The sequence below is a fragment of the Brachybacterium vulturis genome, from assembly GCF_002407185.1.
Taxonomy (GTDB): domain Bacteria; phylum Actinomycetota; class Actinomycetes; order Actinomycetales; family Dermabacteraceae; genus Brachybacterium; species Brachybacterium vulturis.
Genome location: NZ_CP023563.1, coordinates 1,102,386 through 1,118,408, shown reverse-complemented (window position 1 = coordinate 1,118,408; position 16,023 = coordinate 1,102,386). Strand labels below are relative to the sequence as shown.

Annotated in this window: 14 protein-coding genes and 1 riboswitch; of the genes, 5 read left to right on the top strand and 9 right to left on the bottom strand. The window is 72.2% G+C overall.

The window, feature by feature from the left end; genetic code table 11:
- Positions 1–31 precede the first annotated feature (31 nt).
- A riboswitch (TPP riboswitch) is annotated at positions 32–124 on the top strand.
- From CFK38_RS04950 to CFK38_RS04935, 4 genes are all read left to right on the top strand, one after another.
- Complete coding sequence (locus CFK38_RS04950; protein WP_096802089.1) at positions 115–1,797, top strand: bifunctional hydroxymethylpyrimidine kinase/phosphomethylpyrimidine kinase; 1,683 nt, start codon at positions 115–117, stop codon at positions 1,795–1,797. It overlaps the preceding riboswitch by 10 nt.
- Positions 1,794–3,149: an MFS transporter gene (locus tag CFK38_RS04945; protein ID WP_096802088.1), complete on the top strand. Its 1,356-nt coding sequence runs from the start codon at positions 1,794–1,796 to the stop codon at positions 3,147–3,149. The genes CFK38_RS04950 and CFK38_RS04945 overlap by 4 nt, the downstream gene beginning before the upstream one ends.
- Entirely contained in the window at positions 3,146–3,964 is an 819-nt protein-coding gene (gene thiM / locus CFK38_RS04940; RefSeq protein WP_096802087.1) for a hydroxyethylthiazole kinase, read from the top strand. The genes CFK38_RS04945 and thiM overlap by 4 nt, the downstream gene beginning before the upstream one ends.
- Positions 3,961–4,671: a thiamine phosphate synthase gene (locus tag CFK38_RS04935; RefSeq protein ID WP_096802086.1), complete on the top strand. Its 711-nt coding sequence runs from the start codon at positions 3,961–3,963 to the stop codon at positions 4,669–4,671. Before thiM ends, CFK38_RS04935 begins: the two co-directional genes overlap by 4 nt.
- Positions 4,672–4,773: 102 nt before the next feature.
- Here CFK38_RS04935 and CFK38_RS04930 read toward each other — a convergent pair whose 3' ends face one another.
- The 9 genes from CFK38_RS04930 to CFK38_RS04890 form a co-directional block, all read right to left on the bottom strand.
- Positions 4,774–5,631, bottom strand: a complete 858-nt coding sequence (locus tag CFK38_RS04930; RefSeq protein WP_096802085.1) for an HNH endonuclease signature motif containing protein — start codon at positions 5,629–5,631, stop codon at positions 4,774–4,776.
- Between the two features lie 20 nt (positions 5,632–5,651).
- Positions 5,652–6,485, bottom strand: coding sequence for a DUF222 domain-containing protein (locus tag CFK38_RS04925; protein ID WP_096802084.1), 834 nt, complete (start codon positions 6,483–6,485; stop codon positions 5,652–5,654).
- Between the two features lie 411 nt (positions 6,486–6,896).
- On the bottom strand, positions 6,897–7,649 hold the full coding sequence (locus CFK38_RS04920) for an alpha/beta hydrolase family protein (RefSeq protein ID WP_096802083.1): 753 nt from the start codon (positions 7,647–7,649) through the stop codon (positions 6,897–6,899).
- 116 nt (positions 7,650–7,765) lie between these two features.
- The gene (locus CFK38_RS04915; RefSeq protein WP_096802082.1) at positions 7,766–8,605 is read right to left on the bottom strand and encodes an HpcH/HpaI aldolase family protein; all 840 of its coding nucleotides are present in this window, start codon (positions 8,603–8,605) and stop codon (positions 7,766–7,768) included.
- Entirely contained in the window at positions 8,590–9,378 is a 789-nt protein-coding gene (gene hpaH, locus CFK38_RS04910) for a 2-oxo-hept-4-ene-1,7-dioate hydratase (protein ID WP_096802081.1), read from the bottom strand. Before hpaH ends, CFK38_RS04915 begins: the two co-directional genes overlap by 16 nt.
- A gap of 12 nt (positions 9,379–9,390) precedes the next feature.
- On the bottom strand, positions 9,391–10,512 hold the full coding sequence (hpaD, locus tag CFK38_RS04905) for a 3,4-dihydroxyphenylacetate 2,3-dioxygenase (RefSeq protein ID WP_096802080.1): 1,122 nt from the start codon (positions 10,510–10,512) through the stop codon (positions 9,391–9,393).
- A 43-nt stretch (positions 10,513–10,555) separates the two neighbouring features.
- A complete protein-coding gene (locus tag CFK38_RS04900; protein WP_096802079.1) occupies positions 10,556–12,067 on the bottom strand; it encodes an aldehyde dehydrogenase in 1,512 nt (503 codons plus the stop codon).
- Between the two features lie 53 nt (positions 12,068–12,120).
- Positions 12,121–12,828, bottom strand: a complete 708-nt coding sequence (locus CFK38_RS04895) for a GntR family transcriptional regulator (RefSeq protein ID WP_096802078.1) — start codon at positions 12,826–12,828, stop codon at positions 12,121–12,123.
- On the bottom strand, positions 12,810–14,339 hold the full coding sequence (locus CFK38_RS04890) for a fumarylacetoacetate hydrolase family protein (protein WP_420835789.1): 1,530 nt from the start codon (positions 14,337–14,339) through the stop codon (positions 12,810–12,812). Before CFK38_RS04890 ends, CFK38_RS04895 begins: the two co-directional genes overlap by 19 nt.
- A gap of 161 nt (positions 14,340–14,500) precedes the next feature.
- Here CFK38_RS04890 and CFK38_RS04885 point away from each other — a divergent pair, with 161 nt between their 5' ends.
- Positions 14,501–15,925, top strand: coding sequence for an MFS transporter (locus tag CFK38_RS04885; protein WP_096802076.1), 1,425 nt, complete (start codon positions 14,501–14,503; stop codon positions 15,923–15,925).
- Positions 15,926–16,023: the final 98 nt, after the last annotated feature.

Genomic DNA, 16,023 nt, shown 5'->3' with positions numbered 1-16,023 from the left:
GTGCCCGCCGCGAGCTCGTGCTCTAGGGTGGTCGGCGGACACGGGGTGCGCATGACGCGCTGAGATGACACCCGTGGAACCTGATCTAGTTCGTACTAGCGAAGGGATGTCCGCATGAGTCCGGATCCTTGCACCCAGTCCCCGTCCGCCCTCCTCCCCGCACGGCCGACGGTGCCGCGCGTGGTCTCGATCGCGGGGACGGACCCCACCGGCGGCGCCGGCACCGCCGCGGATCTCAAGTCGATCACCGCCGCGGGCGGCTACGGCATGGCCGTGGTCACCGCGGTGGTCGCGCAGAACACCCACGGCGTGTGCGACATCCATGTGCCGCCCGCCGAGTTCCTCGCCGCCCAGCTGACCGCGGTCAGCGACGACGTCACGCTCGAGGCCGTCAAGACCGGCATGCTCGGCACCGTCGAGGTCATCGAGGCGGTGGCGGCCTGGATCGACGCGCATCCGCCGCGGGTGCTCGTGGTGGATCCGGTGATGGTCGCCACCAGCGGCCATCGCCTCCTGGAGCCCGCGGCCGAGCGGGCGATGCTCCGGTTCTGCCGCCGTGCGAGCGTGGTCACCCCGAACATCGACGAGCTCGCGGTGCTCACCGGTGCGCCGCGCGCCCGGACCGAGGACGAGGCGCTCGCGCAGGCCGGCCGCTGGGCGGCGGAGACCGGAGTCGCCGTCCTCGTCAAGACGGGCCATCTCGAGGACCGCGAGGTGACCAACACCTGGGTGGAGCCGGACGGCTCGCAGCACCGGGCGAGCTCGGCCCGGGTGGAGACCACCTCCACGCACGGCACCGGCTGCTCCCTCGCCTCCGCGCTCGCCACCCGCCTGGGTGCGGGCCACCGCCCCGCCGCGGCCCTGGCCTGGGCGACCCAGTGGCTGCACGAGGCGATCGTGCACGGGGCTGCCCTGCAGGTCGGGACGGGGCACGGTCCCGTGGACCACGCCCACCAGGGTCGACGGCTGGCGGCGGCCGGTTCCGCTGCGCCCTGGCTGCGGGTGGGCGAGGTCCCCGCCCGGCTCGAGGCACCCGAGGACCTGATCGACGCCTGCTCAGGGGATGCCGGCACGGAGACCGGTATCGCCCCGGTGCTCCCGGTCGTCGCCCCTGCCGGCCCGTGGACCGCCGCGCTCTGGGCCGCCGGGTCCTCCCTGGCTGCGCAGGTGGCGGACTCCGGGTTCGTCCGTGCACTGGTGGACGGCAGCCTGCCCGGCCCGGCGTTCGACGTCTACCTCGCCCAGGATGCGCTCTACCTCGCTCGCTACTCCCGCGCCCTGGCCGCCCTCGCGGAGGCGTCCACCACCGCCTCCGGTCGCACGTTCTGGGCGGAGTCCTCACGGAGCTGCTTGACGGTCGAGGCGGAGCTGCATCGTTCGTGGCTGTCCGCGGAGCCCGCCGAGGACGACACCGCCCTCAGCCCGGTGACCAGCGCGTACACCGACTTCCTGCTCCGCCATGCGCTCGGCTCCCCCACCCCGGTGGTGGCCGCCGCGGTGCTGCCGTGCTTCTGGCTCTACGCGCAGGTGGGTGGTGAGCTGGCCGAGATCGCGCCGGGCCATCCCTACGCCGCCTGGCTGGAGACCTATCGCGATCCCGGGTTCGTCGAGGGCGTGCAGGGGGCGCTGGGCGAGGTCGAGCGGGAGCTCGCCGCGGCCAGCCCCGTCCGGCGGGCTGCGGCGGCGCGGGCGTTCCTCCTGGCATGCCGCCACGAGCTGGAGTTCTTCGAGCAGGCCCGTCGGCTCGCGCCGCACGATGCCCCTGCGGAGGCCGCTCTCAGCGGGGCGGTCCGATGACCGCCGCCGCCTCGACGCTCGCCGGACCCCGTCAGCTGCCCCCGACGGGACGATCCGCCCTGCGGGCCGGGGTGGTCGGCAACTTCATCGACAACATCCATGTGTTCCTGCCCGTGACGGCGCTCGCCCCCGCGATGCTGGTGCTGGCCGGGCCCGGTGCGACCGCCTCCACCGGGGCGCTGATCATCATCGCGATGCTCATGGGTCGTCCGGTCGGCGGGGTCGTGTTCGGCAGGATCGCGGATCGCCTGGGCCGCACCCGCACCACGCGGATCGCCATCGGCGGCACGGCCGCGTGCGCGCTCGCCATCGCGCTGGTCCCCACCCATCAGCTGCTGGGCGTCGGGACGGTGGCGCTGATCCTGCTGCTGCGGTTCCTCTGCGGCATCTTCGTGGCCGGTGAGTACTCGGCCGCGATCCCGCTGGCGATGGAATGGTCGGCGCCGCGTCGGCGCGGGCTGATGAGCGGGCTGATCCTGTCGATGGCCCCCTGGGCGCAGGCGGCGGTGGCCTTCGCCGTCGCGGTGCTGCTGACGCTGCTGGGGCCGCAGCAGTACGCGGCCTGGGGGTGGCGGGTGCTGTTCGCGGCCGGAGCCCTGCTCTCGGTGGGCATGCTCCTCTACTACCGCCGGCGGGTGAGCGACGCCCCGCTGTTCACGCAGCAGCAGGAGCGGACGCTCCGCGACGGCGCGGGCGCCGCGTCGGCCCCGACCCTGCGCACCCTGCTGGCCGGTTCCTGGTCGCGCGCGTTCTGGCAGGTGTTCGCGATGATGACGGGGCTGTGGCTGCTGACCTACACCACCGTGCTGCTGCTCACCGAGCGTCTGGGCACCGATGCGCCGCTGGAGCCGATCGCGGTGCCGATCGTCATGGGGCTGGCCTCGGTGGCGCAGGCGGTCGCGATGGCGGCGGCCGTGCACCTGTCCACCCTGGTGGGGCGGCGCCGGCTGCTGATGGTCTGGGGTGCGGCCGCGACGGTGGCGGGACCGCTGCTGTGGTGGCTCGCGGTCACCTCCCCCACTCTGGCGATGGCCGCCGCCTGCGCCGCGCTGCTGCAGGTCGCCACCGTCGCCGCCTACGGGCCGATCGCCGCCTACCTCTCCGAGCGCTTCCCCACCTCGATCCGCTCCACCGGGTACGGCGCCGGATACAGCCTGTCCCTGGTGCTGCCGGCGCTCTACCCCTTCTATGTGCCCGCCCTGGAGCCGGTGCTGGGCCGTCACGGCACCGTCCTGGTCCTGATCGTCCTCGGCGGTCTGCTGCTGGTGGTCGGCGCCGCGCGGGGACCGCATCTGCGACCGCGTGAGCTGGGCGCGGACCTCGACACGGTGGCCGCCGGGAGCCTGCGATGACCGCCCAGCCCGGCCCCATATCCCCGCCCCCGCGCACGGACCCGGATCTGGGCCCGGTCGCTCCGGTCCTGGCCGCGGTGCGCGAGCGGGCGCCGCTGGTGCACTGCCTCACCGCGACCGTCTCGATGTCGCTGGTGGCCGATGGCCTGCTGGCCGCCGGCGCCCGGCCGATGATGACCGAGACCGCGGCCGAGGCCCCGGTGGTGACCACGCTCGCCGACGCCCTGTCGATCAACCTCGGCACGCTCAGCACCGACGCCATGGACGGGATCCCGGCCACGGTCGCGGTGGCGGTGCGGGAGGGGCGCCCCTGGGTGCTCGACCCCACCGCGATCGGGATCGCCCCGGTCCGCACCCCGCTGGCCCGGCAGCTGCTGGACTCCCGACCCGCCGTGGTGCGCGGCAACACCTCCGAGGTGCTGGCCGTGACCGGGGTGGGGCGGGGCGGCCGCGGACCGGACGCCTCCGCCGCGAGCGACCGCGCCGGCGATGCTGTCGAGGACGCCGCCCGGGAGGTGGCGGCGCGGACCGGCGGAGCAGTCTCGGTCTCCGGGGAGACGGACCTCGTGCTGGACGCCGCGCGCAGCCTGCGGGTGGCGCGCGGCACCGCGCTGCTGACCCGGGTCACAGGGACCGGGTGCCTGCTGGGGGCGCTGACGGCGGCCTGCACCGCCGTGCATCCCGATCCGTTCGAGGCCGCGGTGGCCGCCACCGTCTGGCTCGACCTGGCCGGGGAGCTCGCCGCCGAGCGGGCCGCCGGCCCGGGCAGCTTCCGCATGCACCTGTTGGACGCACTCGATGAGGTAGGACGATGACCATTCAGCCCACACAGCCCACCCCGCCCACGCAGTCCGCCGGCGCTCGGGGCGGCCCTCGCCCCGACCTCGATCTGCGCTGCTATCTCGTCACCTCGGGGACCGGGCGCAGGACCGTCGAGGTCGCGGCCGCGGCGGCCTCCGCCGGGGCCGGGGTGGTGCAGGTGCGGGCCAAGGAGGCCACTGCGGCGGAGCTGCTGGAGCTGGTCCTCGCCGTGGCCGAGGCGGTGCGGGCTGCTCGCCCCAGCACCCGGGTGCTGGTCGATGACCGGGCGGACGTCGCGGCCGTCGCACGTCTGCGCGGAGCGGCGGTGCACGGCGTGCATCTGGGCCAGGACGACCTGCCGGTGACCGATGCGCGGGAGCTGCTGGGGCCGGAGGCGATCATCGGGCTGACCACGGGGACGCTCGAGCTGGTCCGCGCCGCGGAGGGAGTGCGTGACCAGGTCGACTACCTCGGTGCCGGCCCCTTCCGGCGCACCCCCACGAAGGACTCCGGCCGGCCGCCGCTCGGGGTCGAGGGGTACCTCCCGCTGGTCGCCGCCTCGTCCCTGCCGATCGTGGCGATCGGTGACGTCACCCCTGCCGATGCCGCCGCTCTCGCGCGCACCGGGGTGGCGGGTGTGGCCGTGGTCCGCGCGGTCATGGGTGCCCCGGATCCGCAGGCCGTGGTGGCCGAGGTCCTCGCCGGCCTCGCGGTGAGCTGAGGCCCTTGCGGCCCTGCCGGTCGCAGGAGCGGTCGCAGGCAGGCCGATGCCCCGGAGCACACGACGGTGCGCCGGGCCCGGCACGGAGCGTGGGCCGTTCGGTCAGAAGGGTGGTGGGCCCAGGTCTCCCCAGGGTTCCGGGGGCTTCTCGGGCTCCTGCGGTGGCGGGTGGTGTCCGCCTCGCAGCAAGGGTGGTTCCCAGGCGAAGTACTCGGGACGCGGATCCTCCGCGATCTCCGTCGGTTGCTCGGGAGGGAGCACCTGACCTGGACTGCTGGATCCCGGGAGTTCGGGGCCAGCCGATCCGGGTTCTGTCGGCACCGAAACGGTGACCGGCTCCCCGGCATGGGTGCCGCGCAGGAAGCAGGTCCAGGCGCGTGCGAGGTCCTGGGCGATCTGGAGGCTCGCGGTGTCGAGATCATCGATCACGGTCACGACATCGCCGTCGCGACCGACGACCCAGCGGGTGCGTCCGGGCTCGGTGACGGCGGTGGGCAGCCGGGTGGGGTCCAGCAGGCCGGCCGTCTTGTCGAGGTGGTGCTGCCAGCACAGCAGGTGGAGGTTCTCGATCTCGGTGAGGGCTCCCGCGTCAGGCGTGCCGCGCCGGCATTCTTCGATGTGATCGCATTCGGAGGCCCAGGAGGTGGGCCGGGTGCATCCCGGCACCGCACACAGGCTGTTGCGCATCCGAAGATGCTCGAGCATCGCCGTCGAGGGCAGGTACCTCGTCGCCGCCAGCGGCAGGAAAGCACCACTGGTGGGATCGGTCAGCACGCGGTACCAGGCACCGGTGCTGCCGGCGAGGGAACGGGCCATCGACGGCGGCAACGGGATGGTGCCCTCCAGACTGCCCGGCTCATCCGAAGCACCCAGCAGCGTGAGCGCAGGAACGGTGATGTTCAGCCGGAACCGCTCGGTGGGGATCTGGACTCCGTCGACGTCCAGCGTCGCCGAGCTCATCAGCGCGAAGCGCAGCTGGGTCAGGGGCGTGGCCTTCCCGAGGCCAGGACGAGACCGTCCGGGTCATGCGGAATGGGGGTGCCCTCCCGCAGGGCGGTGCGCTGGGCGGTCTGGACCGCGCGAGCGGACTCGTCCAACTGCTTCCACTGCGCGAGGATGTCGGGGATCGGACCGCTGATCTGCACGGTCCCCATCCCCGGCTCGTTGCTGGGCAGGAGCTCGACACTGCGAGTGAGACCGTCGAGAGGATCAGGCCGCTCCTCGCGCTGCTCGAGCAGGGCGATGAGCTTCTTCAGCAGGGTGAAGAAACGTTCCGGACTGATATCCGGGGACCAGGACGCGACAGCGACATCCAGATTCCTGCGAGAATCATCCGTCAAAGAGCGTGAGGATTTCAGCATCTTCTGGAACCAGGTCGACGGCAGAACCCCGGACTCCAAAGCTGCGAGGCAGCGCGGGAACAGGTGCACCGCCTGATAAGCATCGCGGAGATACCAGCCAGCAGCACCGGTGGTCACTCGCAGAGCGAGGGCGGCACGCGTGGCGTCCACGGAATCGACCTCGGTGACCTCCTCGTACTCCCCGTCGTGCTCGTAGAGCTCGGCCAGGGCCCGATGCTTCTCCGCCAGGCAGCGGGCCTCCTGCTTCTCCGCATCCCAGACGCGCTGGGTCGCGGCGCTGAGCTGGGGATCATCCATGCTGCGGCCGCGCAGGGGAAGGTCCTCGCGGGTGAGCTCCTGACGCGCATCGACGTTCCGCAGCCGCGGCGGCAGGGACGCCAGGAACGCCGCTTCAGCAGCCTCATCGCGGCCGTCCGCGTCGAACGGCGACGGCGGTCCCTCGATCGCGCTCATGCCCCATCACCCCCTCGACTACCTCGCGTCGGCCCGCTGTCCGAGCGAACCACGAGCGACGGGCTCCGATGCCCATCCGACACCCCGATTCTATCGAGACACCCCGACACTCGACAGGGATCGCGCCGATTGTGGATAACGGGAATCGCATTGATTGTGGACAACTACCTGACGCCATTCGGAGACGCCCTCAGTGGAGCCTCGAAAAAGATCTTTCCTCCCCACAGGATGGTTATCCATAATGCACAGGTCGCGGCGGGGAGACGAGAGGGAGCGGCGCGGCGAACCGCACGCTGGAGAGACGAGGTCGCGAGGCGCGGCGACCCGCGCGGCGGGGAGACGAGAGGGCGCGACGCGGCGACCCGCGTGGTGGGGAGACAAGAGGGCGCGACGCGGCGGCCCGCAGGGCAGCTACAGGTACTGCTCCGCCCAGGCGCTGATGATCCGGGCGGCACGCTCGGCCTGGCCGTCCGCGGTGAGGAGGTGATCGGAGCCCTCGAGGGCGATGAAGCTGCGGGGATGCACGGCGGCGCGGAAGATCTCGCTCGCGTTGTCGATGCTGACCGTGGCGTCGGTCGGGGAGTGCATGACCAGCAGCGGCCGATCCAGCGTGTGCACCCGGGCGATCAGCTCGGCACCGCGCACGTCCTGGACGAAGTCCCGTTTCAGGGTCATCTCCCGCCCGCCGACCAGCCAGGGCGCGGTCCCCTCCGCCATCACCCGGTCCACCACGGAGTCGTAGTGGCGCTCGACCTCGGCCGGCTCCGCAGGAGCGCCGATCGTCACCACGGCCTTGACGCTCGGGATCCGCTGAGCGGCGACGATGGCCGCGGCTCCGCCCCAGGAATGGCCGATGAGGAGGGTCGGAGGGGTGCCGCGCTCGGCGAGGAACTCCGCGGCGCGCACCGTGTCATCCACCTTCACCGTGAAGGAGCCGTCGCCCCATTCCCCCTCGGACTCGCCGAGCCCGAGGCAGTCGAAGCGGAGCATCCCGATGCCCTGGGCCGCCAGCCCGCGGGCGATCCGGAACGCTGCCGGGGAGTCCTTGCCCAGGGTGAATCCGTGCACCAGCACTCCCCAGCCGCGGGCACTCTCCTCGGGCACGTCCAGCACGCCCGCGAGGTCGGGGCCCAGCGAGCTCGGGAATCGGACCTCATCACTCATCGCACAGCACCTCTTCTGCGTCCCGCTGCCCTCGCAGCGCCGGGCGGGCCCGGGAAGGTCCGGGAGGGTCCGGAGAGTCCGGAAGGGAAAGGGAGCTCCCGCACCTCAGCATCGCCTCAGTATGACGCCCGTCCGGATTCGTCGTGCTCCGTCGGCCCCCACTGGGCCGCGAGTGCCTCCGAGCCGCGCGCGAGCAGCGAGACATCGGCTCCGACCAGCAGGAAGTCGACGCCGTCCTCGACGTAGCCGCGGGCGACGGCGGGGTCGAAGGCGTTGACGCCCGCGGGGACCCCCGCGGCTCCGGCCGCCGCGATGCAGCGGCGCACGGCGGCGACCACGTCGGGATGGGACTGCTGGCCGAGCAGTCCCATCGAGGCGGAGAGGTCGGAGGGGCCCACGAAGATCCCGTCGATCCCGTCGACCGCGAGGATCTCCTCGATGTTCTCCACCGCCTCGGCGGACTCGATCTGCACGAACAGCGCCACATGCTGGGCGGCATCGCCCAGATAGCCCTCCACCCGGTTCCAGCGGGCCGAGCGCGACAGCGCCGAGCCCACCCCGCGGCGCCCCCGCGGCGGGTAGTGCACGGCCTCGACCATCGCCCGGGCCTGCTCGGCGGTGGAGACCATCGGCACCAGCAGGTTCTGGGCACCGAGGTCGAGCACCTGCTTGATGATGACCGTGTCCCCGACGGGGATCCGCACCATCGGGGTGATCGGGTAGGCGGCGATCGCCTGCAGCTGGGCGAGCAGCGAGCTCAGGGTGACCGGGGAGTGCTCCATGTCCAGCAGCAGCCAGTCCAGGCCGGAGCCGGCGGCGATCTCGGCGGCCACCGGGCTGCCGCTGCACAGCCACATCCCGGCCAGCGGGCGGGACTGCGCAGCCCCGCGCTGCTCCCTCGTCCCGCGCTGCTGTGCGAGGTCCTCGCGGAAGGTCTTCCTCAGGTGAAGCGGCATGAGATGCTCCCCAGTTCTCCGTAGTCGGCCAGGACGGTGTCCCCGCGCTCGATCCATACCGGGCGGGTGAAGGAGCCGGAGAGGATGATCTCCCCGGCCTCGAGCCGCTCGCCGTGCTGGGCGAGCTTGTTCGCCAGCCAGGCGACGCCGCGGCCCGGGTGGCCGAGCACCCCGGCGGCGACCCCGGTCTCCTCGATGGTCTCGTTGCGGTGCAGCAGCGCGGAGGCCCAGCGCAGGTCCCTGTCGTGCGGTCGCACCGGGTTCCCGCCCAGCACCATCGCCCCGTAGGCGGCGTTGTCGGCGATGGTGTCCACGATGGTGCGACCCTCGAGTTCGACGTGCGCGTCGAGCACCTCGAGGGCGGGGGTGACGTACTCCGTCGCCCGCAGCACGTCGAAGAGCGTGCATCCCGGTCCCTCCAGCGGCGCTGAGAGCACGAAGGCGAGCTCGACCTCGATGCGCACGTTGGTGAAGCGGTCGAACTCGAGCACCGACCCCGTGTCCACCACGGTGTCGTCGAACATGACCCCGTAGTCCGGTTCGGTGATGCCGGTCGCGGCCTGCATCGCCTTCGAGGTCAGGCCGATCTTGCGGCCCACGAGACGTCGCCCGCGGGCGAGCTCGCGGTCCCGCCAGCGGCCCTGGATCGCGTAGGAGTCCTCGATCGTGGCCTCGGGGTGGCGCGCCGTGATCCGCGGGATCAGGGTGCGGGTGCGTCCGGCCTCGGCGAGCTCGTCCGCCAGGGCGTCCAGGGTGGTCTCCGGGAGCGTCATATCCTCAGCCTCTCAGAGCTGGTGGCCCAGCTTGTACTCGCCCTGCTTCCATTCGGGCAGCTCCTCCGCCGCATCACCCTCGCGGGTGAAGGAGAAGCCGTCGGCGCCGATGGTCTGGGCCATCTCCGAGGCGTCGGTGCGCTCCAGGACGGGCTGGGGGTTGCCGTCGAGGTCCAGGACCAGTGAGGCGTCGGTGTACCAGGAGGGGACCACCGGGGTGCCCCACCAGTCGCGACGCTGGTTGTCGTGGACGTCCCAGGTCACCACGGGGTTGTCGGGGTCGCCGGTGTAGTAGTCCTGGGTGTAGATCTCCACCCGGTGGCCGTCGGGGTCACGCAGGTAGAGGTAGAAGGCGTTGGAGACGCCGTGACGGCCGGGGCCGCGCTCGATGGCATCGCTCCGGCGCAGCGCACCGAGCTTGTCGCAGATGGCGAGGATGTTGTGCTTCTCGTGGGTGGCGAAGGCGACGTGGTGCATCCGCGGGCCGTCGCCGCCGGTCATGGCGGTGTCGTGCACGGTGGGCTTGCGCCGCATCCAGGCGGCGTAGGTGGTGCCGGCCTGGTCCTGGATGTCCTCGGTGACCCGGAAGCCGAGGTCCTCCATGTACGCGACCGCCTTCGGCACGTCGGGGGTGACCTGGTTGAAGTGGTCCAGGCGCACCAGCGCCCCGGGGCCCTGCAGGTCATAGCGCCAGGCCAGGCGCTCCACGTGCTCGACGTCGAAGAAGAACTCGTAGGGGAAGCCCAGCGGGTCCTGGACCCGCACCGAGTCGCCGATGCCCTTGGTGAAGCCCTCCGGGCGGCGTTCGACGCGGCAGCCCAGCTCCTCGTAGAAGGCGACGGCGACGTCCAGCTCCTCGGGAGAGCGGACCCGGTAGGAGAAGGCGGCGACGGCGGCCACGTCCCCCTGGCGCAGCACCAGGTTGTGGTGGATGAACTCCTCGAAGCTGCGCAGGTGGACGGTGGAGTCGTCCTCCTCGGTGACCACCAGGCCCAGCACGTCCACGTAGAAGTCACGGGAGACGGCCAGGTCGGTGACCACGAGCTCCATGTAGGCGCAGCGCAGGATGTCCGGCGGCGGGGACTTCGGGGTGGGGATCCGGTCGGTGGCGGTGGGGGTCGACGGGGTGGTCATGGTGGCGTCCTTGCCTCTCAGAAGCGGGTGGGTCGGTGCGAGGTCAGTCGGCCTTGCCGAAGACGGGGTTGTGGACCTCGCCGAGGTTGATGTGCACGGCCTGCTGGTCGGTGTAGAAGTCGATCGAGCGGTAGCCGCCCTCGTGACCCAGACCGGAGGCCTTCACCCCGCCGAAGGGGGTGCGCAGGTCGCGCACGTTGTTGGAGTTCAGCCAGACCATGCCGGCCTCGACGTTCTGCGCGAAGTTGTGCGACCGCTTGAGGTCGTTGGTCCAGATGTAGGCGGCGAGCCCGTACTTGGTATTGTTCGCCAGCTCGAGCGCCTCCTCGTCGGTGTCGAAGGGGGTGATCGCCACCACCGGGCCGAAGATCTCCTCCTGGAAGATCCGGGCGTCCGGGGCGACGTCGGCGAAGACGGTGGGCCGCACGAAGTTGCCCTCGGGGAACTCCTCGGGGCGGCCACCGCCGGCGGTCAGGCGGGCCTCCTGCTTCCCGAGCTCCACGTAGCTCATGACCTTCTCGTAGTGCTCGGGGTGCACGATCGCGCCCACCTCGGTGGCCGGGTCCTCGGGCAGGCCCACCTTCACGCGGTCGGCCTGGGCGGAGTAGCGCTCGACGAACTCGTCGTAGATGCTGCGCTCCACCAGGATCCGCGAGCCGGCGGTGCAGCGCTCCCCGTTCAGGGAGAAGACCCCGAAGACGGTCGCGTCGATGGCGGCGTCGAGGTCCGCATCGGCGAAGACGATGGCCGGGGACTTGCCGCCGAGCTCCATCGAGAGGCCCTTCAGCCAGGGCGCGGCGTTGGCGAAGATGAGCTTGCCGGTGCCGGACTCGCCGGTGAAGGAGATCAGCGGGACGTCGGGATGCTTGACCAGCGAGTCGCCGGCGTATCCCTCCTCGCCGAAGCCGTGGACGATGTTGACCACGCCCGCCGGGACCCCGGCCTCCTCGAAGATGCCGGGCCACAGCGAGGCCGACAGCGGCGTGAACTCGGCGGGCTTGAGCACCAGGGTGTTGCCGGTGGCGAGCGCGGGCGCGAGCTTCCAGGACTCCAGCATGAACGGGGTGTTCCACGGCGTGATCAGGCCCGCGACGCCGATCGGCTTGCGGTTGACGTAGTTGGCCTGCCGGCCGGGCACCTTGAAGGCGTCGTCGTGCTGGGCCACGATCAGGTCCGCGAAGAAGCGGAAGTTCTCGGCGGCGCGGCGCGCCTGGCCGAGGGCCTGGGTGATCGGCAGTCCGGTGTCGAAGCACTCCATCGCGGCGAGCTCCTCGCCGCGGGACTCGACGACGTCGGCGATCCGGTTCAGGATCCGCGAGCGCTCGCGGGGCAGCATCTGCGGCCAGGGGCCGGTCTCGAAGGCGTCCTTCGCGGCGGTGACGGCGGCGTCGATGTCGGCGACCTTGCCGGAGGCCGCCTGCAGGTAGGGCTGGTTGGAGACCGGGTCGAGCACGTCGAAGGTGTCGCCGTCGAGGGAGTCGACGTGCGCGCCGCCGATGAAGTGCTGGATCTTCGAGGGCAGGTTCGCGGGCTTGGTGGCGGCGGGGATGGCCATGATGCTCCTTGCTCGGTGGGTGGTGTCGGGGTCGGGTGCGGGGGCCGACGGGGTCACGGCGTCGACGGCGAGGTCGGGGCGCCGGGCTCCCCCAGGTCGAGGTAGGCGGACAGGGTGCGGCCCCGGTGCATGCGGCAGGCGTGCTCGACGCCGTCCGGTGCGGCCCCGGCTTCGATGAGGCCGAGGATGTGCTCGTGCTCGCGGACGGACTCCGGGGCACGGCCCGGGATGAAGGTGAAGGTGGAGTCCCGCAGGTGGCCCAGCCGGGACCATTCGGCCTCGGTGAGGTCCACCAGGTGCTGGTTGGGGCAGGCCCGGTAGAGCAGGGCGTGGAACTGCTGGTTCAGCGCCGTGAACATGTGCGCGTCGAAGTGCTCCAGGCTGCCCCGCATCACCTCGTTGAGCTCGCGGGCCCGGCGCAGGGTCGCGGCGTCGAGGTGGGCGGCGGCGCGGCTGATCGCGGCGGATTCGAGCACGGCCAGGGCGTCCATCGCCTCCTCGTAGCCGGTGCGGTCGATCATGCCGACGCGGGCGCCGATGTTGCGCTCGAACACCACCAGGCCCTCGGCCTCGAGCCGGCGCACCGCCTCGCGGACCGGGACCACGCTCATGCCGAGCTCCTTCCCGATCGCGGAGAGCACCAGGCGGTAGCCCGGGGTGAACTCCTGGCGCAGGATCCGCTCCCGCAGCCAGTCGTAGGCCTGCTGAGACTTGCTCACCGTCGGGGCGGTGGCCCGCTCGCTCAGCGCTCGCGTCGCCATGCCGCGTACCGCGCCTTCCAGGCCTCGTTCATCGGGAACAGCCCCTCGATCGCCTCGCCCTCGGCGATGCGCGCGGCGATCCACTCATCGCGCTCCTCGTTCTCGAGGGTCGCCTCGACGATCTCGTCGAGCACGGCCGGGGGGATGACGACCAGTCCGTCGGAGTCGCCGACGATCACGTCTCCCGGCAGCACGGTCGCGCCGCCGCAGGCGACGGCCACGTCACGGTCCCAGGGGACGTGCCTGCGGCCCAGCACGGAGGGGTGGGCCCCGGCGGAGAAGGCGGTCAGGCCGATCTCGGCGACCGCCTCGTAGTCGCGGATGGCGCCATCGGTGACGACCCCGGCGGCGCCGCGGTGCAGGGCGCGCAGCGCGAGGATGTCGCCGAGGGTGCCGGCGCCGGCGTCGCCGCGGGCCTCGATGACGATGACCTCGCCCTCGCCGACGCTGTCGAAGACCTGCTTCTGGGTGTTGAACCCGCCGCCGTGGGCGGTGAACAGGTCCTCGCGGGCGGGGACGAAGCGGAGGGTCGTCGCGGTGCCGATGAGCTTGCGCTCGGGATGCATCGGGCGGAGCCCGTCCAGGAGGCAGTGGTGCAGGCCGCGCTTGCGCAGGGCGGCGCTGAGCCCGGCGACCGGGGCCGCCTCCAGCTTCTCCCGCTGGGCGGGGCTGAGCACGAAGCGCTCGCGGCCGCCGGCGGCGGCGGCATCGGCCTCCCCCACGACCGGGGGCAGACCGGCGGCCTCGCGGGAGCCCCAGGCCTCCTCCCGCTGGGTGTCGTCGACCGCGGGCAGCGAGCCGAGCGCGGGATCGAAGGGCACGTGGCTCTGCGCGATGGTGGTGCGCAGGCGGCCCGAGGTGGGGGCGCCGGGAGCGGTGGGGGCGTCGACCTCCACCTCCACCATGGTGCCGGGGCCGACGACGGAGGAGCCGGCCGGGGTGCCGGTGAGGATCACGTCGCCGCGCTCGAGGGTGAGGTGCTGGGAGAGGTCCGCGACGAACTGGGCCAGCGGGAAGAGCAGGGTATCGGTGGTGTCCTCCTGCGCGAGCTCGCCGTCGACCCAGGTGCGCACGCGCAGGGCGGCGGGGTCGAGGGTGCGGGCATCCAGCAGCTCCGGCCCGAGCGGGGTGAAGCCGTCCACGCCCTTGTTGCGCAGGTTCGAGCCCTTGTCGTTGCTGCGCAGGTCGTAGACCCCGAAGTCGTTGGCGGCGGTCACCCAGCCCACGTGGTCCCAGGCCTGCGCGAGGCTCACGTGGCGGGCGGGGGTGCCGATCACGAGAGCGATCTCGCCCTCGAAGGCGAGCAGCTCGGTGCCGGCGGGGCGCTCCAGGGTGCCCCCGGTGCCGGCCACGGAGCTGCCGGGCTTGAGGAAGTAGGAGGGGGCGGCGGGGCGGCGGCCGCGCTGATCGGCGCGCGAGGCGTAGGCCAGGTGCACCGCGATGATCTTCCCGGGGTGCACCGGCAGGGCGGCGAACCGGCGGTCGGCGGGGTCGAGAGGGTGGGTCATCATGCTCCTCGCTGGCGACGTTGCTCTTGCGGAATATTTGAAAGCGTATACGATGTTCCCCATCGCGGCAAGGGCCCGGGGGTCAGCCCCCCCCCTTCCCACCGGAGCTCCCGCCGCTCCGCACCGCACGAGACATCGTCGTCTGAGGTTCCTGGAGACCAGCAATGCAGAGCACCGACCCCCGTCCCCCCGGCACCCCCTCCTCCGGCCACGGCAGTGCGTCACCGGCCGAGCGCACCACCACCGCCGCCGAGCGGCGCCGCGTCACCATGGCGACCGTCATCGGCACCACGGTCGAGTGGTACGACTACTTCATCTACGCCTCCGCCGTGGGCATCGTCTTCGGCGAGCTCTTCTTCTCCGGGCTCGGCGAGAACTCGGTGATCCTCGGCTTCGCCACCGTGGGCGTGAGCTTCCTGTTCCGCCCGCTGGGCGCCTTCCTCGCCGGCCACTACGGCGACAGGATCGGGCGCAAGGCGATCCTGATGATCACGCTGATCCTGATGGGCGCGGGCACCGCGCTGATCGGCCTGCTGCCCACCTACGACTCGATCGGCATCGCGGCCCCCATCATCCTGGTGGTCCTCCGCTGCATCCAGGGCATCTCCGCCGGTGGCGAATGGGGCGGAGCCGCCCTGCTCTCCGTCGAGCACGCCCCCGTCACCAAGCGCGGGATCATGGGCTCCGCACCGCAGATCGGGGTGCCGCTGGGGCTGCTGGCCGCCTCCGGCGTGATGGCCCTGATGACCCAGATCGCCCCGGGAGAGGCCTTCCTGGCCTGGGGCTGGCGGGTGCCGTTCCTGCTCTCGGTGGTGCTGATCGCGGTGGGCTACTACGTGCGCCGCAACGTCGAGGAGAGCCCGGTCTTCGCCGAGATCGCCGAGCGCAAGCAGGAGACGAAGACCCCGATCGTCGTGCTGTTCCAGAAGTACGGCCTGGTGGTGCTCGTCGCCGCCCTGGTGTTCGCCGGCAACAATGCGGTGGGCTACATGACCACCGGCGGCTTCATCCAGCGCTACACCACCGACCCCGAGGGGCCGATCGGACTGGAGGCCGGCCCGGTGCTGTGGATCGTCACCGCCTCGGCCGTGTTCTGGCTGTTCTCGACCCTCGCCGCCGGGGCGATCTGCGACCGGCTGGGCCGCCGCACCACGTACATCCTGGGCTGGGTGCTGCTCGGCATCGGGGTGCTGGCCCTGTTCCCGCTGGTGAACCAGGCCTCCCTGGGCGGCCTCTTCGTGGCCCTGGCCTTCCTGAGCATCGGGCTGGGCTTCACCTACGGCCCGCAGGCGGCGCTGTACACCGAGCTGTTCCCGGCCTCGGTGCGCTTCTCCGGGGTCTCGATCTCCTACGCCCTGGGCTCGATCGTCGGCGGCGCCTTCGCCCCCACCATCGCGGCCGCGCTGGTCTCCGCGACCGGCTCGACCGAGTCCGTGACCCTCTACCTGCTGGGTATGGTGATCATCGGCCTGGTGGCCACCCTGGTGCTGCGGGATCGCAGCGGGATCCCGCTGGGCCCCGAGCACGAGGCCGAGCAGCGGGTCAATCCGCTCCGCGGCTCCTCCACCGCGGTGCCGGTGCTGGACTGACCCTCCCCGGCGACGGCGCCGGCGAGACCGTCAGCGCCGCCCGCCGGCACCGCCTTGACCATCCGATGTCGTATACGACCCGTGCGGGACGTGTCGGC